The sequence below is a fragment of the Streptomyces sp. NBC_00354 genome (genome assembly GCF_036106915.1).
Lineage (GTDB): Bacteria > Actinomycetota > Actinomycetes > Streptomycetales > Streptomycetaceae > Streptomyces.
The window spans coordinates 4,493,314-4,512,234 of record NZ_CP107983.1; the positions used below are offsets into that span (position 1 = coordinate 4,493,314).

The window sequence follows — 18,921 nt, forward strand, 5'->3', positions numbered from 1 at the left end:
GCTCAGCCCTGGCCGGCCTTCGTCAGCCAGGGCCGCAGCAGCCTGCTGACGGCGGGCATCGCCAGGTAGGTCATCAGCGTGCTGAAGACGACGGCGAAGGCGGCCGTCCGCAGGACGAAGTGCAGGTTCACCAGGTACGGCCCGAGCACCGCGTTGCCGGCGAGTGAGATCGGGAAGATGGCCAGCCCCGAGCTGATCGCCATCTTCCATCGCGGCGGCGCGGGCCGGGTCGTACCCGGCTTCGCGAACCAGGTCTCCATGCCGTGCAGTTCACGCCGGGCTATCTCGGTGTGGTGGTGACCCAGGCAGTTGGAGAACCACTGGGCCCGCTCGGCGGAGTCCTGCCACCGCTGGAAGGCCGCCTGGTCCCGGAAGCGGTGGACCAGGAACCACGGCCCGCCGTCCGCCGCCGGACGGAACAACCCGTACCCCAGGTGCCCCTGGAAGGTCGCAGCCGTCTCCAGGATGCCGTGGGCCCAGGCCTCGAACGTCTCCTCGTGGCCCGGCTCCACCTGCCGGGCGATGAGGAGGTTCACCTCCCCGTTGTCGGCGGGGACGGTGTGCTCGCTCGTGTCGATGATGGCCATCGGGCCAGGATGGCTAGTTCGTACCGATCTTGGCCAGCAGGTCCACGATGCGGCCCTGGACGTCCGCCGTGGTGGACCGCTCGGCGAGGAAGAGCACGCTCTCCCCGGAGGCCAGCTTAGGCAGTTCGGCCGGGTCGATCCCCGTGGCCGTGTAGACGACCAGCGGCGTTCGGTTGAGCTGCCCGTTGGCACGCAGCCAGTCCACGATCCCGGCCCGCCGGCGCCGGACCTGCATCAGGTCCATGACCACCAGGTTGGGCCGCATCCGCGTCGCCAGCTCCACCGCGTCGGTGTCCGCGCCCGCCCGTGCGACCTGCATGCCGCGCCGTTCCAGGGCGGCCGTCAGCGCGGTCGCGATCTCGTCGTGCTCCTCGATCAGCAGCACCCGGGAGGGGTGCTGCTCGCTGTCGCGCGGCGCGAGCGCCTTGAGGAGGACGGCCGGGTCGGCCCCGTACGCCGCCTCGCGCGTGGCGTGCCCCAGCCCGGCCGTGACCAGTACGGGCACCTCCGCGGCCACCGCGGCCTGGCGCAGGGACTGCAGGGCGGTACGCGTGATCGGCCCGGTCAGCGGGTCCACGAACAGCGCGGCGGGGAACGCGGCGATCTGCGCGTCCACCTCCTCGCGGGAGTGCACGATCACCGGGCGGTATCCGCGGTCGCTGAGCGCCTGCTGGGTCTGCACATCGGGCGCAGGCCACACCAGGAGGCGGCGCGGATTGTCCAGGGGCTCCGGAGGCAGCTCGTCGTCCACCGGCAGCGGCACGGGCCGGTTGACCACCTCGACGGCGCCGCCGGGCCCGTCCAGCGGCTCGGGGCCCTCGTCGGCACCCGCCTCGGGGGCTCCTATCGCGAACGCCCGGCCCTGGGGCGCGGGCTCGGCGAGCCGGCGCCGGCGGCCGGAGCCGCTCGTGCCGCCTGCGCCGTTGGTGCTTCCGGAGTCGATCGAGATGCCCTGGCCGAGGGTGCCGAGGGCGCGCACGCTGATCGGTTGTGCGGCCTCCGCCGGGGAGTCCTGAGGCTGCCGGGCGCCGGGCACGGCAGCCTGGCCCGCAGCCGCGTCGTCCTCGGGAGCGGTACGGGTCGCCGGAACCGGCCAGGCCGGAGTGGCGGGCAGCGCACGCCGCCGCCCGGTCGGGGGTACGGGTTCCTCCGCGGCGGGGGCAGGCTGCGCGGCGGGGGCTGCCGCGGGCTCGGCACCGGGCGCGCCCAGTACCCGGCGCCCGCGCCGCCCGGCCGGGGAGTCGCCCTCGGCCTCGCCGGGAGCAGGGGCCGGACCGGCCATGGCGGGGGCCTGCGCGGCGGCGGGAGCCGGGACCGTGCCCTGAGCCGGCGCGGGAGCCGGCGGCGGGGTCGGTCCGGCGGGCAGCGCGAAGCCGCCCTCCGGGGCGATGGGCCGCGCGGGGGCCTGTGGGGCGGCCTGAGCCGGCCCGAGCCCCGTCGCGGGCACGGGACCGCCGGGCTGCGGCGCGGCCGCGGGACCCAGCGCCCGCCGGCGCGCGGCGGGATGCTCGGTCACCGGAACCGGTGGCACGGCAGGCACCGGCGGTACGGGCGCCACCGGCGAACCCGAACCCGGGGGCACGGGCGAGGCCAAGCCCTGCGGTACCGGCGCGCCCAGCGGCATCGGGAGAACACCGGGGCCGGGAGACACCTGAGGCACGGGCGGGAGCGCGGGCATGGCGGTGCCCTGCGGGGGAACGGGCCGGCCGGGGCCGCCCTGAACGCCCTCGCCGCCGGTTCCGCTTCCGTCGCCGTCCCGGCCACGCCGCCGCCCGGTGCCCAGACCCGCCGGGTTCACCGGGGACTGCGCGAGCTCGGGGCTCGCGGCGTCGACGGCACCGGCCTCGCCCGCACGCCGCCGCCCGGACGGCAGTGCCAGCGCACTCCCGCCCTCGGCGGCGCCGTTCGCCTTCGCCTCGTCGGCCGCGTCCTCCAGGAACGCGTCCACCCCGCGCCGGGCCCGCCGCCCGGCGGGGCCCTTGCCCGCGGCTTCGGCCGACGGCTCCTTCGCGGGTTCCGGTTCCGGATCCGGCAGCGTCACCGTGCCGGCTCCCGCGCCCAGTGGCAGTTCCAGCACGTACGCACCGCCGGGCGCGCCCGGCACCTCCACCGTCTGCAGCACGCCCCCGTGCGCGGTGACGATGCCCCGCACGATCGGCTCGTGCACCGGGTTCCCGCCCTCGTACGGCCCGCGCACCTCGATCCGTACGACCTCGCCCCGCTGAGCGGCGGCCACCACGATCGTCGAGTCGCTGTACCCGCTGCCCTGGCGGGTCTTGCCGGTGGCGTCGACCCCGGCGACGTCCGCGACCAGGTGCGCGAGGGCGCCGGCGATCCGCTCGGCGTCCACCTCGGCCTCGATGGTCGGGGCGTGCACGGCGAACTGCACGCGGCCGGGGCCGATCAGCTCGACCGCGCCGTCGATGCCGGCCGCGACGACCCCGTCGATCAGGACCTTCTTCTTCTTGAGCTTTTCGGTGCCCGCGTCGAGGCGCTGGAAGCCGAGCACGTTGTCCACCAGCGCGGTCATCCGGGAGTACCCGGCGGCCAGGTGGTGCAGCAGCTGGTTGGCCTCCGGCCACAGCTGCCCCGCGTCGTCGGCGGCCAGCGTGGCCAGCTCCCCGCGCAGCTCCTCCAGCGGCCCGCGCAGGGACTCGCCGAGGACCGCCAGCAGCTGTGCGTGCCGCGCGGCCAGGGCGTCGTAGGGCCGCCGGTCCGTGAACGTCATGACGGCGCCGACGAGCAGCTCCCCGTCCCGTACGGGCGAGGTCGTCAGGTCGACGGAGACCGGCTGCCCGGCCTTGTTCCACAGCACCTGGCCGCGCACCCGGTGCTTGCGCCCGCTGCGCAGGGTGTCGGCGAGCGGGGACTCCTCGAAGGGGAACGGCGTGCCGTCGGCGCGCGAGTGCTGGATCAGCCCGTGCAGCTCGCGGTTGCCGAGATCGGTGGCGCGGTACCCGAGGATCTGCGCGGCGGCCGGGTTGACGAGGACGACGCGCCCGTCGGTGTCCGTGCCGACGACGCCCTCGGCGGCGGCCCGCAGGATCATCTCGGTCTGCCGCTGCGAGCGGGCCAGCTCGGCCTCGGTGTCCACGGTCTCGGAGAGGTCGCGTACGACGAGCATCAGCAGCTCGTCACCCGTGTAGGGCTGCGGCTCGCGGTAGGCGTCGCGGCCGTCGAGGTGGGCTGCGGTGACCTCGACGGGGAACTCGGTGCCGTCGGTACGGCGCGCGACCATCCGCTTGGGCCTGGCCCGGCCGCCCTCGTCCTCGCCGGGCCGGCGCATGGAGCCGGGGATCAGCTTGGAGTCGAACTCGGGGAGGAGGTCCAGCACGCCGCGGCCGACGAGCCCGGTGCCGGGACTCTCCATGACCTCGAGGGCGATCGAATTCGCGTTGACGACCGTGCCGTTGGCGTTGACGAGCAACAGCGCGTCGGGAAGTGCGTCGAGTATTGCTGCGAGGCGAGCAGCGCCTCGGGATGGCCTGCTGCTCACGACGAGCTTCCTCCCTGACCACAACTACCGGCATGTCACGGGAGGAGTCTAAGGGCACGGCCCCGGCCTGAGGTGGCGGATGTTCGGTGGATACCGTGCATCCTTCGCATCTTCCCAGGTCAGGAGCGCCCACCCGGAAGCACAGGTTCCAGGTCGTTCCACCGGGCGATCTCGCATCCGTTGGTCCGCCGGAACGTGGCGTCCACCTTGTGGCCTTGCCATGTTCCGGTGACGTGCCCGGTGGCCGGACCGCCGTCCTGCATGGTGCAGATCTGCCGCTTGGCCTGAGGCGCGAAGGGATCTTTGCCCTGGTTCGCGAGGTCGTCGAGGCGGGCGCAGGCCCGCTCCGCCTCGGGGTGGTTCCCGCCGACGGGGTTGCACTCGAGCAGGTACTCGCCGTCCGCCCGGGGGTTGCCGGTGGCGAACACGGCGATGGTGAGGCGGTCGGGCGTGGCGAGCAGCCGGCCCAGCGTCGGCAGCGGGGGCAGCGGCCCCCCGGCGGCCGTGGCCGCCGTGGCGGCCAGGGCGGAGGTGACGGCGAAGGCGGCGAGACGCAGCATGGGGCACTCCAGGTCGTCCGTACGTCGTACGCCTCACCAACGACGTACGGACGCCGACGTTGCGTACGGGCGGTGGTGCGTGGATGCGTGCATCCGTGCGGGCGGCGCGTGCCGGGTGCTTAAGGCTTTGCTCTGGTGGCGGCTGTCCTTGTACCGTGGGAGCGGATTGGTGAGCGGCCCTGTGGCTGTGTCATCATCTGCACGCACCCTCGTACGCGGGGGTGTGCTGGAGGCGTCGCCTAGTCCGGTCTATGGCGCCGCACTGCTAATGCGGTTTGGGTCTTAAAGCCCATCGAGGGTTCAAATCCCTCCGCCTCCGCACCTGCCGAAGCCCCGGTCCTGATGGACCGGGGCTTCGGTGCGTTCGGGTTGGGTGTGTCCGGGGGCTTGCGTCGGAGGCTTCCGGCCAGGACCGCCGGCGCCCCCAACCCCGCCCCGACATCTGCGCGAACCTTTCCGGATGATCTCCATCTGGAGCGTTTTCGCAGGTCAGGGGTGGTTTGGTTAACGGATTTCGCGTCCCGCCGAGGTCCATGTATTGTTGTTCTCGCAAGGCCAACGGGGCGCAAAACCCCGAGAAGCCCAAGCACTCGTAGCTTAACGGATAGAGCATCTGACTACGGATCAGAAGGTTGCAGGTTCGAATCCTGCCGAGTGCACAGCCCAAGAGGCCCCCCGGTTCGCCGGGGGGCCTCTTGCGTTGTCCGGTGTCAGGTGCGGGGGTCCTCCTTGGTGGGGAGGTGGACCCGGGGGTTCTCCGGGTCGGGGATCGGTCCCGTGGGGGACGACCGGCGGGCGGGGCCTGGATACGGTCCTCGGAGAGGTTCGGAAGGGTTCGGAACCGGAAGAGGGGGACTCCCATGGGGCTGTTCGGGAACGCGCACACGGTCGATCCGACGTCGGCGCAGCGGGACTACGCGCGGCTGCTCGGGCAGGGGGAGCAGGTGCACGCCGCGTACCTGTTGATCCGGGACACGATCCTGTTCACCGACCGGCGGCTCGTGCTCGTCGACAAGCAGGGGCTCACCGGAAAGAAGGTGGAGTACCACTCCATCCCGTACCGGAGCATCACGCACTTCTCCGTGGAGACCGCCGGCCACTTCGACCTCGACGCCGAGCTCAAGATCTGGCTCTCCGGCAGCGCGGCGCCGATCGAGAAGACGTTCACCAAGGGTGTGGACATCTACGAGGTGCAGGCGATCCTGACGCAGTTCGTCGCACGCTAGCCCCGCCCCGCCCCGCCGGGCCGGGCATGCCGGGCGCTAGAGGACGCGGGGGAGGCCCGTCACCGAGAGGACCAGCGAGTAGAGCGACGTGGTGGCGGTGATGAAGAGGCGGTTGTTCTTCGGGCCGCCGAAGGCGATGTTCGAGACCGGTTCGGGGACGCGGATGCGGCCGATCAGGGTGCCGTCCGGCGCGTAGCAGTGCACGCCGTTCTCCATGGCGGCCACCCACAGCCGGCCTTCGTCGTCGAAGCGGATGTTGTCGACCGGGCGGCACTCGGCGAAGACGCGGTCGTCCGTCAGCCTGCCGTCCGCGCCGACCTTGAACGCGCGGATGTGGCCCGCCCGGGTGTCCGCCGCGTACAGCTCGCTCTCGTCCGGTGAGAAGACCAGGCCGTTCGGGCCGAGGAACCCGTCCGCGGCGAGGCGTACCTCGCCGGTCGCCGGGTCGGCGCGGTAGAGGTTGCACGCGCCGATCTCGGCCGGTGCGCGGCGCCCCTCGTAGTCGCTGGTGATGCCGAAGTCCGGGTCGGAGAACCAGATCGAGCCGTCCGAGTGCACCACGGCGTCGTTCGGGCTGTTGAGCCGCTTGCCGTCGAAGCGGTCGGCGATGACCGTGAGGGTGCCGTCCGGTTCGGTGCGGGTGACGCGCCGGTTGCCCTGCTCGCAGGTGATCAGGCGGCCCTCGCGGTCCAGGGTGTTGCCGTTCGGGTGGCCGGCCGGGGAGCGGAAGACGGAGACCGCGCCGGTCGCCTCGTCCCAGCGCAGCATCCGGTCGTTGGGGATGTCGCTCCACACGAGCTGGCGCCAGGCCGGCAGGTACAGCGGGCCCTCCGCCCAGCGGCAGTCGTCGTAGAGCCGCTCGAGTCGCGCGTCGCCGTTGGCGCAGCGGCCGGTGCGGAATCGTTCGTCCAGGATCTCGTACAGATCGAGGTCGGCTATGGATGACATTCTTCCCCCAGGTGAGTTCATCGCCGAACCAGGTTCGGCCTCGTGTTGAGATTGCAGGATCCTGTACCGTCGGCGCAAGGGATTCAGGGGATGGGAGGAAGATCGCGTGGACGACATCGACCGGGCGCTCGTCCTGCGCTTGCAGCAGGACGCGGGCCAGTCGTACGCCGCCCTCGGCGCCGCCGTCGGGCTCTCGGCCGGGGCCACCCACGAGCGCGTACGCAAGCTGCGCGAGCGCGGGGTCATCCGGCGCACGACGGTCGAGGTGGACCCCGCGGCCGTCGGGAGCGGGGTGCTCGCCTACGTGATGGTCGACTCCAACGCCTGGATGGGGGACTCGAAGGCGGCCTTCGAGGCGATCGCCGAGATCCAGGAGGCGCACATCATCGCGGGGAGCGCCTCGGTCCTGGTGAAGGTGCGCACGGCCACGACCGAGCAGCTGCAGGACGTCCTGCGCCGCCTCTACGCCATCGACGGCGTCAGCGGTACGCACGCGACCGTCGTGCTCGAGACCTTCTTCGAGCGGCCCCTCCCGCTGTGACCTGGCGGTGCACCGGGATCCGGTGGAACGACGGCGGCCCCGCCATCGGGTGGTGCGCAGAGGGACGCGGCGAGCGCAGCAGCCCGCTCACGTACGGGCAGCGCCTGGCCTTCGCGGCCCGCGGGGAGCGGCACTGCCTCGGCGTACGGCGGGCCGGGAAGCGGACCCCGTGCCCCACGGCCGCCACGGTGCCCGGCCGGGCCGGGAACGCCCAGTGCCCCGAATGCGCCCGCCTGGACCGGTCGTTCTCGGTGGCCGCCGACACCAATGCCGCCGATCCGCGCACCTATCGCGTCTACCTGGCCTGGTTCGGGCCCGGCCTGGTCAAGGTCGGCATCACCGCCGAGGAGCGCGGCCCGGCCCGGCTGCTGGAGCAGGGGGCGGTGACCTGGACCTGGCTGGGGCGGGGGCCGCTGATGGCCACCCGCCGCACCGAGGAGCTGCTGCGGGCCGCTCTCGGGGTGCCGGACCGGATCGCGTACGCCCGCAAGCGCGCCGTACGGGGCAACCTGCCGGCGGCGGCCGACCGGGCCCGGGAGGTCGCCGAGCTGCACGCCCGGGCCGCGGCTCTGCCGGGCTGGCCGGAGTCGCTCGAGCGGCTGGTGTGCGAAACCGTCGACCACTCCGGGCCGTTCGGGCTGGACGGGCTTCCCGCCCCCGCACGGGTGATCACCGGGATGGTCCCCGGCGGGGCCGTCGTGGGCCGGCTCGTCGGCGCGGCCGGTCCCGATCTGCACCTCGCGGACGGGCTCGTGGTGGACACCCGGTTGCTCGCCGGCTGGGAGCTCGTCGCCCCGGCCGAAGGCGCCCCGGCCGAAGGCGGCGCGACTGCGGTGCCGGTTGCCGAGCTGCCGCCGCTCGCCGCCCCCGTCGAACAGGACGGGCTGTTCTGACCAGCGGGCCCGTCCCGGACGCCGGTGTGGCGTCCAAGGTCAAAACTTGGATCCCTTTGGGCTGCCGGGCCCCTTTCCGGTGGACATGCCAGGGGCCGCCGCAGAGGGGTGGTGGGCATGAGCATCCAGCCCGTACCCGCCTTCGAACCGCCGTACGTGATGGCGGTTTTCAGCAATATCCGCACCCCTGATGAGACCGGCTACCCGGAAACCAACCAGCGGATGAACGAGATCGTGGCCGCGAACCCGGGCTTCCTCGGCTACGAGTCCGCCCGCACCCCCGGCGGCCTCGGCATCACCGTCGCCTACTTCCGCGACCACGAGTCCCTCACCGAGTGGCGGCAGGACCTGGAGCACCAGGCGGCCATGAAGAAGGGCCGCGCCGACTGGTACGAGAGCTACACCCTGCACGTCGCGACCGTCGAGCGGAGCCACGGCTTTGCCCGCAACAGCTGACGCGGTCCGCGCCTTCCGGGAGCGGCTCGGGCTGCCCGGACTGGTCGACGTCCATACGCACTTCATGCCCGAACGGGTCCTGGACAAGGTGTGGGACTACTTCGACGCGGTCGGACCGCTGACCGGTGTCGAATGGCCCATCACCTACCGGCACGAGGAGGAGCAGCGGGTCGCGCTGCTGCGGGAGTTCGGGGTCCGGGCGTTCACGTCCATGCTCTACCCGCACAAGCCGGCGATGGCCGCATGGCTCAACTCCTGGTCCGCGGACTTCGCCGCGCGGACCCCCGACTGCCTGCACACCGCGACCTTCTTCCCGGAGGAGGGGGCCGAGGCGTACGTGCGGCAGGCCGTCGAGGCCGGGACCCGCGTCTTCAAGGCGCACCTCCAGGTCGGCGGGTACGACCCGAACGACGACCGGCTCGACCCGGTCTGGGGGCTGCTCGCCGAGGCGGACATCCCGACCGTGATCCACTGCGGGTCGGGGCCCGTCCCGGCCAAGTACACCGGACCCGAGCCGATCTCCCGGCTGCTGGCCCGGCACCCCCGGCTGCCGCTGATCATCGCGCACATGGGCATGCCCGAGTACGCCGACTTCCTGGACCTCGCCAACCGGTACGCCGCGGTGCGCCTGGACACCACGATGGCCTTCACCGACTTCTCCGAGCGGTTGCACGGGTTCCCGCAGGGAGAGCTCGGGCGGCTCGCGGACCTCGGCGACCGGATCCTGCTCGGCACGGACTTCCCGAACATCCCCTACCCGTACGAGCACCAGCTCGAGGCCCTGGAACGGCTCGGCCTCGGCGACGACTGGCTGCGCGCGGTCTGCCACGACAACGGCGCCCGGCTGTTCCACCTGGTCTGAGCGGCCTCCGAGGGTTTCTCAGGAAATTCACAGGTAAGGACAAGAACGCTCTCAGAGGCCGCGGTCAGCGTGGTCGCATGACTGCGACGACCACCTCCCACGCGTCCACGTCCACCAGTAACCCCACGGCCCTGGTCCGGCCCGACGGCGGCCCCTGCCGGGTGCTCGTCGTCGACGACGAGGCCTCGCTCTCCGAGCTGCTCTCCATGGCCCTGCGCTACGAGGGCTGCGAGGTCCGCAGCGCGGGCGACGGGGCCGGCGCGGTGCGGGCCGCGCGGGAGTTCCGGCCGGACGTCGTGGTCCTCGACATCATGCTGCCCGACATGGACGGACTCGCCGTCCTCGGACAGCTGCGCCGGGAGATCCCGCAGCTCCCGGTGCTGTTCCTGACCGCCAAGGACTCCGTCGAGGACCGGATCGCGGGCCTGACGGCGGGCGGCGACGACTACGTCACCAAGCCGTTCAGCCTCGAGGAGGTCGTGGCCCGGCTCCGCGGCCTGGTCCGCCGCTCGGGCGCGGCGCAGGCCGCGCGCGGGGGCTCCGTCCTGACCGTCGGCGATCTGCAGCTCGACGAGGACAGCCACGAGGTGTCCCGCGGCGGCCGGGAGATCCACTTGACCGCAACCGAGTTCGAGCTGCTGCGCTACCTGATGCGCAACCCCCGGCGGGTGCTGAGCAAGGCGCAGATCCTGGACCGGGTCTGGTCGTACGACTTCGGCGGCCAGGCCAACGTGGTCGAGCTGTACATCTCCTACCTGCGGCGGAAGCTCGAGAGCGGCCCGGGCTACCCGCCGATGATCCACACCCGGCGCGGCGCCGGCTACCTGATCAAGCCGGCGGAGTAGTGGCACTCCGCCTGCCGCGGCGCTCTCGCGCCGTCCCCTCCCGGCCCGCCCGCCCCCGTGCCGTCCGCCGGCCCGGGCGCACGCGGTTCCGGCTCCGGCTCCGACCCGTCCGTGCCTGGTCCCTGCGGGCCCGGCTCGTCGTTTCGGCGGTGGCGCTGATCGCCGTGGTGGGCGCGGCCATCGGGACCGTCACCACCCTCGCGCTGCGCTCGTACCTGGTCGACAAGCTCGACGACCAGCTGAGGGTCTCCGTCGAGATGGGCACCCGGAAGCCCATCGGGGAGAAGGCGCTCCGGGACAAGGACGACAAGTTCGTCCTGGCTCCCGGGTCCCCGCTGGGCGCAGCCGGGATCCGCCTCCTCGCCGACGGCATGGTCGCCAGCACGGCCCGCAGCGCCGCCGTCGGCGGACCCGGGTACGACCACATCCAGCACCTGACGGCCGGCCAGACCGAGGCCCTGGCCCGAGCCGCCCGCAAGGCCGCCGAACAGGGCCGGCCGGATGCCACGAACCTGGACCTGCCGGGCCTCGGTGCGTACCGGGTGCTGACCGCGCCCGACGGGAGCCTGGTCCTCGGCTTCCCGCTCGCCGAGGTCGACTCCACCGTCAGCACGCTCATCGCCGTGGAGGTCTTCGTCACCGTGGCCGGGCTGATCGCGGCCTCCCTCGCCGGGCAGGCCCTGGTCGGGGTCGCCCTGCGGCCGCTGCGCCGGGTGGCCGCCACCGCCACCCGAGTCTCCGAACTCCCTCTACACAGTGGCGAACCCGCCCTCCACGAGCGGGTCCCGGACGCCGAGGCCGACCCCCGTACCGAGGTGGGCCAGGTCGGCGCCGCCCTCAACCGGATGCTGGGGCACGTCTCCTCCGCGCTCACGGCCCGCCAGCAGAGCGAGACCCGGGTGCGGCAGTTCGTCGCGGACGCCAGCCACGAACTGCGGACGCCGCTGGCCTCCATCCGCGGGTACGCCGAACTCACGCGCCGGGGACGGGAAGAGCCCGGTCCCGATACCCGGCACGCCCTGGGCCGCATCGAATCCGAGGCGACCCGGATGACCGGCCTCGTCGAGGACCTGCTGCTCCTCGCCCGGCTCGACGCCGGCCGCCCGCTCTCCTCGACCGACACCGACCTCGCCCCGCTCGTCGTCGACGCCGTCAGCGACGCCCGGGCCGCCGGCCCCGAGCACCACTGGCGCCTCGAGCTCCCCGACGAGCCCGCGCCGATCCTCGCCGACCCGGCCCGGATCCAGCAGGTCCTGGTCAACCTGCTCGCCAACGCCCGTACGCACACCCCACCCGGCACCACCGTCACCGCCCATGTTTCACGTGAAACATCCGCCGTCCGTCTGCGGATCGAGGACAACGGGCCCGGTATCCCGCCCGCCCTGCTCCCCCATGTCTTCGAACGGTTCGCCCGCGGCGACGCCTCGCGCTCCCGGGCCGCGGGCTCCACCGGCCTCGGGCTCGCCATCGTCCAGGCCGTCGTGACGGCCCACGGTGGACAGGTCGACGTACGGAGCGAGCCCGGGCGTACCCGCTTCGAGGTCCTGCTCCCCCTCGCCCCGGACCAGACGACGATGCACAGGGCGACGACGAAGAGGACGACGGACTCACAGACGGGTCACAGGCTCACCACACAGCCGTGACAGCCCGCCCGGCGAAGGTCGGTGCATGCCAACCGACACCTCCTCCGGCGCCCTCCCGGCACGGGCGCACCTCGCGCCCGTGCCCGGCGAGCCCGTACTCGACGTGGTGATCCCGGTCTTCAACGAGGAGCAGGACCTCGGCCCGTGTGTGCGCCGGCTCCACGACCACCTCACCCGCACGTTCCCATACCCCTTCCGCATCACGATCGCCGACAACGCGAGCACCGACCGCACCCCCGAGGTCGCGGCCGGCCTCGCCGCCACCGTCGACGGCGTACGCAGCACCCGGCTGGAGGAGAAGGGCCGCGGCCGGGCCCTGCGCACCGTCTGGTCCCACTCCGAGGCACCCGTCCTCGCGTACATGGACGTGGACCTGTCCACCGACCTCAACGCGCTGCTGCCGCTCGTCGCCCCGCTCATCTCCGGGCACTCCGACCTCGCCATCGGCACCCGCCTCGCCCGCTCCTCGCGCGTGGTGCGCGGCGCCAAGCGGGAGTTCGTCTCCCGCGCCTACAACCTGCTCCTGCGCTCCTCCCTCGCCGCCCGCTTCAGCGACGCCCAGTGCGGGTTCAAGGCCATCCGGCGGGAGGTCGCGGAGCGGCTGCTGCCTCTGGTGGAGGACTCGGGCTGGTTCTTCGACACCGAGATGCTGGTGCTCGCCGAGCGGGCCGGGCTGCGGATCCACGAGGTGCCGGTGGACTGGGTGGACGACCCGGACTCCACCGTGCACATCGTGAGCACCGCGACCGAGGACCTCAAGGGGATGTGGCGGGTGGGCCGGGCCCTGGCCGTCGGCACGCTGCCGCTCGACCGGCTCGCCCGCCCCTTCGGCGACGATCCGCGCGACCGCAGCGCCCTGCCCGGTGTACCGCGCGGGCTGGCCCGCCAGCTCCTCGGCTTCTGCGTCATCGGGGTGCTGTCCACGCTCGCCTACCTCGCCCTGTACTCCCTCTTCCGGCTCGGCACCGGACCGCAGCTCGCCAACGCCGGCGCCCTGCTGGTCTCCGCCGTCGCCAACACCGCCGCCAACCGCCGGCTCACCTTCGGCGTCCGCGGCCGCGACCGGGCCGTCCGGCACCAGGCCCAGGGCCTCGTCGTGTTCGGCGTCGGACTGGCCCTGACCAGCGGGTCGCTCGCCGCCCTCGGCGCCGCCACGGCCGATCCCTCCCACAGCACCGAACTGGCCGTGCTGATCACGGCCAACCTCGCCGCGACCGTGCTGAGGTTCCTGCTCTTCCGCGCCTGGGTCTTCCCCGAGCGGCGCGCCACTCCCGCGAAGGACGACACCCGATGACCACGGCCGTACCACCCATGGACTCCCCGTTCCCCGAACGGGCCCCGACCTCCTCGACCGCGCCGACCTCCTCGACCGCGCCGACCTCCTCGACCGCGCCGAGCGCCACGGCCGGTGCCGCGGCCGCGCGGCGCCCCCGCTGGGAGGGCCCGGCGTACGCGGTACTCCTGCTGGCCACCGCCGTCCTGCTGCTGTGGAACCTGGGAGCCTCCGGCTACGCCAACTCCTTCTACTCCGCGGCCGTCCAGGCGGGCAGCGAGAGCTGGAAGGCCTTCTTCTTCGGCTCCTCCGACGCCGGGAACTCCATCACCGTCGACAAGCCCCCGGCCGCTCTGTGGCCGATGGCGCTGTCCGTCCGGCTGTTCGGGCTCGGCGGCTGGCAGATCCTCGTCCCGCAAGCCCTGATGGGCGTCGGCACCACCGCCGTGCTCTACGCCGCCGTACGCCGCCACTTCGGGCCCGCGGCCGCACTGCTCAGCGGCACGGTCTTCGCACTCACCCCGGTCGCCGCGCTGATGTTCCGCTTCAACAACCCCGACGCGCTGCTGACCCTGCTGCTGACCGTCACCGCCTACTGCGTCCTGCGCGCCCTCGACGGCGCCCACACCAAGTGGCTCGTCTGGGCCGGCGTCGCGGTCGGCTTCGCGTTCCTGACCAAGACCCTGCAGGCCTTCGTCATCCTGCCGCCGCTCGCCCTCGTGTACGCCGTCTGCGCGCCGACCCGGCTGCGTCGCCGGCTGGGCCAGCTGCTGCTCGCCGGAGCCGCCATGGTGGTGGCCGGCGGCTGGTGGGTGGCGATCGTGGAGCTCTGGCCCGCGTCCTCCCGCCCGTACATCGGCGGCTCGCAGACCAACTCCTTCCTGGAGCTGACCCTCGGCTACAACGGCCTAGGCCGGATCAACGGCAACGAGACCGGCAGCGTGGGCGGCGGCGCCCGCGCCGGCGGCGCTGGTGGCGGCGGGGGCGGGGGCGGGGGCTGGGGAGAGACCGGCATCGACCGGCTCTTCTCTGCCAACATCGGCGGGCAGATCTCCTGGCTGCTCCCGGCGGCCCTCGTCATGCTCGTCACCGGACTGGTGATCACCTGGCGGGCCCGGCGGGCCACCGACTCCCTGGAGAGCATGGCCCGCGCGGCCTTCCTGGTGTGGGGCGGCGCCCTGCTGATCACGGCGCTCGTCTTCAGCTACATGCAGGGCATCTTCCACGAGTACTACACCGTGGCGCTGGCGCCGTTCGTGGCCGCGCTGGTGGGCATGGGCGTGGCCATGCTGTGGGAGGAGCGGGGCGGCAAGGCCGCCGCGCTCACCCTGTCCGGCACCCTCGCACTGACCGCGTGGTGGTCGTACGTCCTCCTCGGCCGCTCGACCGGATACCTGCCGTGGCTGCGCTGGACGGTCCTCGTGGCCGGCCTGGCGGCGGCCGCCGGGCTGCTCCTCGGCGCCCGGCTCGGCCGGCGGTTCGCGCTGGGCGCGGCGGCGCTCGGGCTGGGCGCGGCGCTGGCCGGCCCCCTCGCGTACTGCCTGACCACGGTGGACTCCACGCGCGGCGGGTCGATCGTGACCGCCGGGCCCGCGGTCTCGGGCGGCCGGGGCGGCATGGGCATGCGGTTCTTCGGCGCCGGTGAACTCCCGCCCGGCGCGGCCCCGCAGGGCGGCATGCCGCAGCAGGGCCAGCAGGGCGGAATGCAGGGCGGCGGTCCTCAGGGCAACTCCCAGGGCGGGCCCCGACAGTTCCCCGGCGGCCAGGGCGGCCAGGGCGGCCAGGGCGGCCAGGGCGGCCAGGGCGGCCAGGCCGCCGGCGGGCGCGGTGCGCGCGGCCCGCAGAACGCCGGCGGCGGTCCCGGCGGCCTGCTGAACGGCACCAAGGCCGGCAAGGAGGCCACGGCTGCCCTGCGCAAGGACGCGGAGAAGTACACCTGGGCGGCAGCCGCCATCGGTGCGCAGAACGCGGCGAGCTACCAGCTGGCCTCCGGCGAGCCGGTGATGCCGATCGGCGGGTTCAACGGCAGCGACCCCTCCCCGACGCTCGCCAAGTTCCAGGAGTACGTGCGCACCGGGAAGGTCCACTACTTCATCGGCGACAACGACAGCGCCGGCGGCGAGGGGCAGGCCATGCGCGGCGGCGGCCCGGGCGGCGGCACCAGCAGCACCATCTCGACCTGGGTCAAGGCCAACTTCAGGTCCACGACGGTCGGCGGAGCCACGTTCTACGACCTGACCGCCCCCCTGAACGGCACGTCCGCCCCGTCCTGATCCTGCCGAAACGCAAGGGGCACCCTCTAGCATCAAGTGGGCGGACCGGGCATTCCGGGCTGATCCAGCTGTCGTGAGGAGGGTGCCTCCATGGTGACCGCGGCCGATTCCGGCAAGGCCCGGACCAGCGTGTGGCTGGCCGGCGGGCACACCGCACCCGCCCGACGCCGCACCGAGGCGCCCTCCGGCCTCGACCGGGAGCGGATCACCGGCGCCACCGTGCGGCTGCTCGACGCCGAGGGGCTGGCCCGGTTCTCGATGCGGCGGCTCGCGGCCGGGCTCGGGGTCACCGCGATGTCCCTGTACTGGTACGTCGACACCAAGCACGATCTGCTCGAACTCGCCCTGGACCGCGCCCTGGGCGAGCTCCCGCTGCCCCGGACCGCACCGGCCGAGCCGGTCGCACCGGTCCGGGACGGCTGGCCCGGCCGGCTGCGGTCGCTGGCCTGCGGCTACCGGCGGCTGCTGGCGCAGCACCCCTGGGTGGCTCCGCTGACCGCCGCGTACCCGAACATCGGCCCGCACGCCCGGGCCTTCGACTCCGCCCTGCAGCGGCTGCTCGACGCCACCGGCCTGGCCGGCGCCTGCCGGACCGGCGCGCACCTGGCCGTCTCGCAGTTCCTGCACGGCTGCGGGGGCGCCGCCCGGCGGGTGCCCGACGGGGACTTCGTCCTCGCGCTCGACGTGCTCATCGCGGGCATCGAGGCGAAGGCCGCCGCCCGGCCGGGGGAGTAGAAAACCCCCGCCGGCTGCCTCTCCTCTGTTCAACAGGGGAGAGGCAGCCCGACGGGGGTCTGCGGGTGCGGCTCGGTGTCGCTACTCCGCCGAGGCCGTCGCCGCGGATGCCGACGCCGCCGGGGCGTGGGCCGCCGGCTTGGACTTCAGCGCGACCTCCTTGATGAACAGCACCAGGACGAGCGCGAGCAGCGCGGTGGGCGCGGCGTAGAGGAAGACGTCGCCGACGCCGTGCCCGTACGCCGACTCGATGACCGTGCGGAACGGCGCGGGCAGCTTGTCGAGGTCGGGGATCCCGCCCCCGGCGGTGCCGCCGTGGCCCATCGCCGCCGCCTTCGGGCCGAGCGCGGCCAGCCCGTCCTTGACGTAGTGGGTGACCCGGTTGGCCATGACCGCGCCGAGCGCCGAGACGCCCATGGCGCCGCCGAGCGAGCGGAAGAAGGTGACGACCGAGCTGGCCGCGCCCAGGTCCTCGGGGGCCACCTGGTTCTGGGTGGCGAGGACGAGGTTCTGCATCATCATGCCGAGACCGAGTCCGGTCAGCGCCATGTAGATCGCGATGTGCCAGTACGGGGTGTCGTACCGCAAGGTGCCCAGCAGTCCGAGGCCGGCCGTCAGCAGGACGCCGCCGGAGACGAGCCAGGCCTTCCATTTGCCGGTCTTGGTGATCACCTGACCGGAAACCGTGGAGGAGACGAAGAGACCGCCGATCATCGGAATCGTGAGGATTCCGGACATCGTGGGGGACTCGTTGCGGGCCAACTGGAAGAACTGGCTGAAAAACACCGTGCCCGAGAACATCGCGATGCCGACGAACAGCGAGGCGGCGGAGGCGAGGGTGATGGTCTTGTTGCGGAACAGGCGCAGCGGGATGATCGGGTCGCTCGCCTTGGACTCGACGAGGAGGAAGAGCAGGCCGAGTACGACGGCGCCGCCGGTCATCGCCGCGGTGGTCCAGGAGATCCAGTCGTACGAGTCGCCGGCCTGCGTGACCCAGATCAGGAGCAGGGACACGGCCCCGCTGATCAGGAACGCGCCGAGCCAGTCGACCTTGACGTCGCGGCGGACGACCGGGAGGTGCAGGGTCCGCTGGAGGACGATCAGGGCGATGACCGCGAACGGCACGCCGACGTAGAAGCACCAGCGCCAGCCGAGCCACGAGGTGTCGGTGATGACGCCGCCGAGCAGCGGGCCGCCGACGGTGGCGACGGCGAAGACCGCGCCGAGGTAGCCGCTGTACCGGCCGCGCTCGCGCGGGGAGATCATCGCGGCCATCACGATCTGGGCGAGGGCCGACAAGCCGCCGACGCCGATGCCCTGGACCACGCGGCAGGCGATGAGCATGCCGGTGTTCTGGGACAGGCCCGCGACCACGGAGCCGAGGACGTAGATCACCAGGGATATCTGGACCAGCAGCTTCTTGCTGAAGAGGTCGGACAGCTTGCCCCAGAGCGGGGTCGCCGCCGTCATCGACAGCAGGGCGGCGGTGACGACCCAGGTGTAGGAGGACTGGGTGCCGCCGAGGTCGCTGATGATCTGCGGCAGGGCGTTGGAGACGATCGTGGACGACAGGATCGCCACGAACATGCCGAGCATCAGCCCGGACAGCGCCTTCATGATCTGCGGGTGGGTCATGGGGGCGGGTGCGGGGTCGGGCGTGGTCTGCGACCGGCTGCCTTCCTGCACGCCGGTGGGCGCGGTCGTCGCCATGTGGGTCCTTTGTCTAGAAGCTCGATCGGAGCCGGGTCAGCAGGGTGTTCAGTACGTCGATGTCGTGGGCGGACCAGTCGGCGAGGGCTTTTTCCAGCGCGCCGGTGTAGCGGGCGCCGAGCTCTGCGAGGAGCGCGTGGCCGGCCGGGGTGAGCCGCAGGATGCGGCAGCGGCCGTCGCCGGGGTCGATGTCGCGGGTGATCCACCCGCGGTCGGCGACGTGGGCGACGTGGCGGCTGGTCACCGAGATGTCGATGGCCATGAGGTCGGCGAGGCGGCCGAGCCGCATTTCGCCGTGGCGGTCGAGCAGGGTGAGGACGGCAGCGGAGCCCGGCGGGCACTCCGCGGGGAGCATACGGGCGAGGTCGCGCTTGACCGCGCCGATGCCGGTGAGCTGGCGGGCCAGTTCCTCGTAGCGGGTGGGGCGGGGTGGCTGCGGCGGGTGTGGTGCGGGTGGCGTTTGTGGTGCGGGGGGTGCCTGCGGCGCGTGGGTGGTCATCGCCCCTCCTCTCCTCATGTTGTTGCTTAGGGCAACCATAGAACCGATTGGTTGCTACAGGCAAATGAATGGAGGGGGTGGGGCGGTAAAGGAATCGGAAAACCCGCTAGGGTCCTGAGGCATGGCTGCGAACCACAACTCACAGGGCCCCGAGGGCAACTACGACCCCGCGGGCAGCACTCAGATGTTCCGGGCGTTCGTCGAGGAGGCCGCGCCGGCCGGGCAGGGGCAGGGGCCTGCAGTGCAGGGGGCTCGGCGGCGGCAGGCCGCGCAGGGCTCGGGGTCGAAGACCGGGCTGTGGCTGGGGGTGGGGGTCGTCGCACTGGTGCTGATCGGGGTGGTGGCCTGGCTGGCGCTGTAGTCGCCGGGGAGGG

General features: G+C 73.0%; 17 protein-coding genes and 2 tRNA genes. 13 read left to right on the forward strand and 6 right to left on the reverse strand.

Translation table 11 applies throughout. The features are described 5' to 3' along the window. Positions 1-2: 2 nt before the first annotated feature. The 3 genes from OHT74_RS20420 to OHT74_RS20430 all read right to left on the reverse strand — a co-directional run bounded on the left by OHT74_RS20420 (position 3) and on the right by OHT74_RS20430 (position 4,643). Positions 3-587 carry an antibiotic biosynthesis monooxygenase gene (locus OHT74_RS20420; RefSeq protein WP_266665822.1) on the reverse strand — a complete coding sequence of 195 codons (585 nt, stop codon included), beginning with the start codon at positions 585-587 and terminating at the stop codon, positions 3-5. 13 nt (positions 588-600) lie between these two features. Further along, positions 601-4,083, reverse strand: a complete 3,483-nt coding sequence (locus tag OHT74_RS20425) for a response regulator (protein WP_328620997.1) — start codon at positions 4,081-4,083, stop codon at positions 601-603. A gap of 119 nt (positions 4,084-4,202) precedes the next feature. Then, positions 4,203-4,643: an SSI family serine proteinase inhibitor gene (locus OHT74_RS20430; protein ID WP_266665824.1), complete on the reverse strand. Its 441-nt coding sequence runs from the start codon at positions 4,641-4,643 to the stop codon at positions 4,203-4,205. Positions 4,644-4,871: 228 nt separating this feature from the next. Between OHT74_RS20430 and OHT74_RS20435 the strand changes: the two genes are divergently transcribed. From OHT74_RS20435 to OHT74_RS20445, 3 genes are all read left to right on the forward strand, one after another. Beyond that, positions 4,872-4,962, forward strand: a tRNA-Ser gene (locus tag OHT74_RS20435). Between the two features lie 267 nt (positions 4,963-5,229). Further along, positions 5,230-5,302: transfer RNA gene (locus OHT74_RS20440), tRNA-Arg, on the forward strand. Positions 5,303-5,503: 201 nt separating this feature from the next. Further along, entirely contained in the window at positions 5,504-5,869 is a 366-nt protein-coding gene (locus OHT74_RS20445) for a PH domain-containing protein (RefSeq protein ID WP_266665825.1), read from the forward strand. Between the two features lie 36 nt (positions 5,870-5,905). Here the strand turns inward: OHT74_RS20445 and OHT74_RS20450 are convergent, their stop codons facing one another. Further along, positions 5,906-6,817 (reverse strand): SMP-30/gluconolactonase/LRE family protein, encoded by a 912-nt coding sequence (locus OHT74_RS20450; RefSeq protein WP_328620998.1) that lies wholly within the window; start codon positions 6,815-6,817, stop codon positions 5,906-5,908. A gap of 106 nt (positions 6,818-6,923) precedes the next feature. On the opposite strand from OHT74_RS20450, the gene OHT74_RS20455 reads away from it, so the two are divergent. From OHT74_RS20455 to OHT74_RS20495, 9 genes are all read left to right on the forward strand, one after another. Next, positions 6,924-7,358, forward strand: a complete 435-nt coding sequence (locus tag OHT74_RS20455) for an Lrp/AsnC family transcriptional regulator (RefSeq protein WP_266665827.1) — start codon at positions 6,924-6,926, stop codon at positions 7,356-7,358. Next, positions 7,355-8,251: a DUF2797 domain-containing protein gene (locus tag OHT74_RS20460; RefSeq protein ID WP_328620999.1), complete on the forward strand. Its 897-nt coding sequence runs from the start codon at positions 7,355-7,357 to the stop codon at positions 8,249-8,251. The genes OHT74_RS20455 and OHT74_RS20460 overlap by 4 nt, the downstream gene beginning before the upstream one ends. 117 nt (positions 8,252-8,368) lie before the next feature. Continuing rightward, on the forward strand, positions 8,369-8,707 hold the full coding sequence (locus OHT74_RS20465) for an antibiotic biosynthesis monooxygenase family protein (RefSeq protein ID WP_328621000.1): 339 nt from the start codon (positions 8,369-8,371) through the stop codon (positions 8,705-8,707). After that, positions 8,691-9,569, forward strand: coding sequence for an amidohydrolase family protein (locus tag OHT74_RS20470; protein WP_328621001.1), 879 nt, complete (start codon positions 8,691-8,693; stop codon positions 9,567-9,569). Before OHT74_RS20465 ends, OHT74_RS20470 begins: the two co-directional genes overlap by 17 nt. A 77-nt stretch (positions 9,570-9,646) precedes the next feature. Further along, the gene (locus OHT74_RS20475; RefSeq protein WP_328621002.1) at positions 9,647-10,414 is read left to right on the forward strand and encodes a response regulator transcription factor; all 768 of its coding nucleotides are present in this window, start codon (positions 9,647-9,649) and stop codon (positions 10,412-10,414) included. A 149-nt stretch (positions 10,415-10,563) separates the two neighbouring features. After that, positions 10,564-12,057: a sensor histidine kinase gene (locus tag OHT74_RS20480; protein ID WP_443047448.1), complete on the forward strand. Its 1,494-nt coding sequence runs from the start codon at positions 10,564-10,566 to the stop codon at positions 12,055-12,057. A 25-nt stretch (positions 12,058-12,082) separates the two neighbouring features. Then, entirely contained in the window at positions 12,083-13,351 is a 1,269-nt protein-coding gene (locus OHT74_RS20485; RefSeq protein WP_266665831.1) for a bifunctional glycosyltransferase family 2/GtrA family protein, read from the forward strand. Continuing rightward, on the forward strand, positions 13,348-15,603 hold the full coding sequence (locus OHT74_RS20490) for an ArnT family glycosyltransferase (protein WP_328621003.1): 2,256 nt from the start codon (positions 13,348-13,350) through the stop codon (positions 15,601-15,603). Before OHT74_RS20485 ends, OHT74_RS20490 begins: the two co-directional genes overlap by 4 nt. 90 nt (positions 15,604-15,693) lie before the next feature. After that, a complete protein-coding gene (locus OHT74_RS20495) occupies positions 15,694-16,338 on the forward strand; it encodes a TetR/AcrR family transcriptional regulator (RefSeq protein ID WP_266665833.1) in 645 nt (214 codons plus the stop codon). 81 nt (positions 16,339-16,419) lie between these two features. On the opposite strand, the gene OHT74_RS20500 is transcribed toward OHT74_RS20495, so the two are convergent. Together OHT74_RS20500 and OHT74_RS20505 are read right to left on the reverse strand one after the other, a co-directional pair. Then, positions 16,420-18,048 carry an MDR family MFS transporter gene (locus tag OHT74_RS20500; RefSeq protein WP_328621004.1) on the reverse strand — a complete coding sequence of 543 codons (1,629 nt, stop codon included), beginning with the start codon at positions 18,046-18,048 and terminating at the stop codon, positions 16,420-16,422. Positions 18,049-18,061: 13 nt separating this feature from the next. Next, positions 18,062-18,454, reverse strand: coding sequence for a MarR family winged helix-turn-helix transcriptional regulator (locus tag OHT74_RS20505; RefSeq protein ID WP_266672892.1), 393 nt, complete (start codon positions 18,452-18,454; stop codon positions 18,062-18,064). A 214-nt stretch (positions 18,455-18,668) separates the two neighbouring features. On the opposite strand from OHT74_RS20505, the gene OHT74_RS20510 reads away from it, so the two are divergent. Next, the gene (locus tag OHT74_RS20510) at positions 18,669-18,908 is read left to right on the forward strand and encodes a hypothetical protein (protein WP_266665835.1); all 240 of its coding nucleotides are present in this window, start codon (positions 18,669-18,671) and stop codon (positions 18,906-18,908) included. Positions 18,909-18,921 lie beyond the last annotated feature (13 nt).

Excerpts from the sequence above, each read along its gene's own strand:
- OHT74_RS20420 (WP_266665822.1), bottom strand. The coding sequence starts at position 587 with ATGGCCATCATCGACACGAGCGAGCACACCGTCCCCGCCGACAACGGG.
- OHT74_RS20430 (WP_266665824.1), bottom strand. The coding sequence starts at position 4,643 with ATGCTGCGTCTCGCCGCCTTCGCCGTCACCTCCGCCCTGGCCGCCACG.
- OHT74_RS20445 (WP_266665825.1), top strand. The coding sequence starts at position 5,504 with ATGGGGCTGTTCGGGAACGCGCACACGGTCGATCCGACGTCGGCGCAG.
- OHT74_RS20450 (WP_328620998.1), bottom strand. The coding sequence starts at position 6,817 with ATGTCATCCATAGCCGACCTCGATCTGTACGAGATCCTGGACGAACGA.
- OHT74_RS20465 (WP_328621000.1), top strand. The coding sequence starts at position 8,369 with ATGAGCATCCAGCCCGTACCCGCCTTCGAACCGCCGTACGTGATGGCG.
- OHT74_RS20475 (WP_328621002.1), top strand. The coding sequence starts at position 9,647 with ATGACTGCGACGACCACCTCCCACGCGTCCACGTCCACCAGTAACCCC.
- OHT74_RS20485 (WP_266665831.1), top strand. The coding sequence starts at position 12,083 with ATGCCAACCGACACCTCCTCCGGCGCCCTCCCGGCACGGGCGCACCTC.
- OHT74_RS20490 (WP_328621003.1), top strand. The coding sequence starts at position 13,348 with ATGACCACGGCCGTACCACCCATGGACTCCCCGTTCCCCGAACGGGCC.
- OHT74_RS20495 (WP_266665833.1), top strand. The coding sequence starts at position 15,694 with ATGGTGACCGCGGCCGATTCCGGCAAGGCCCGGACCAGCGTGTGGCTG.
- OHT74_RS20500 (WP_328621004.1), bottom strand. The coding sequence starts at position 18,048 with ATGGCGACGACCGCGCCCACCGGCGTGCAGGAAGGCAGCCGGTCGCAG.
- OHT74_RS20510 (WP_266665835.1), top strand. The coding sequence starts at position 18,669 with ATGGCTGCGAACCACAACTCACAGGGCCCCGAGGGCAACTACGACCCC.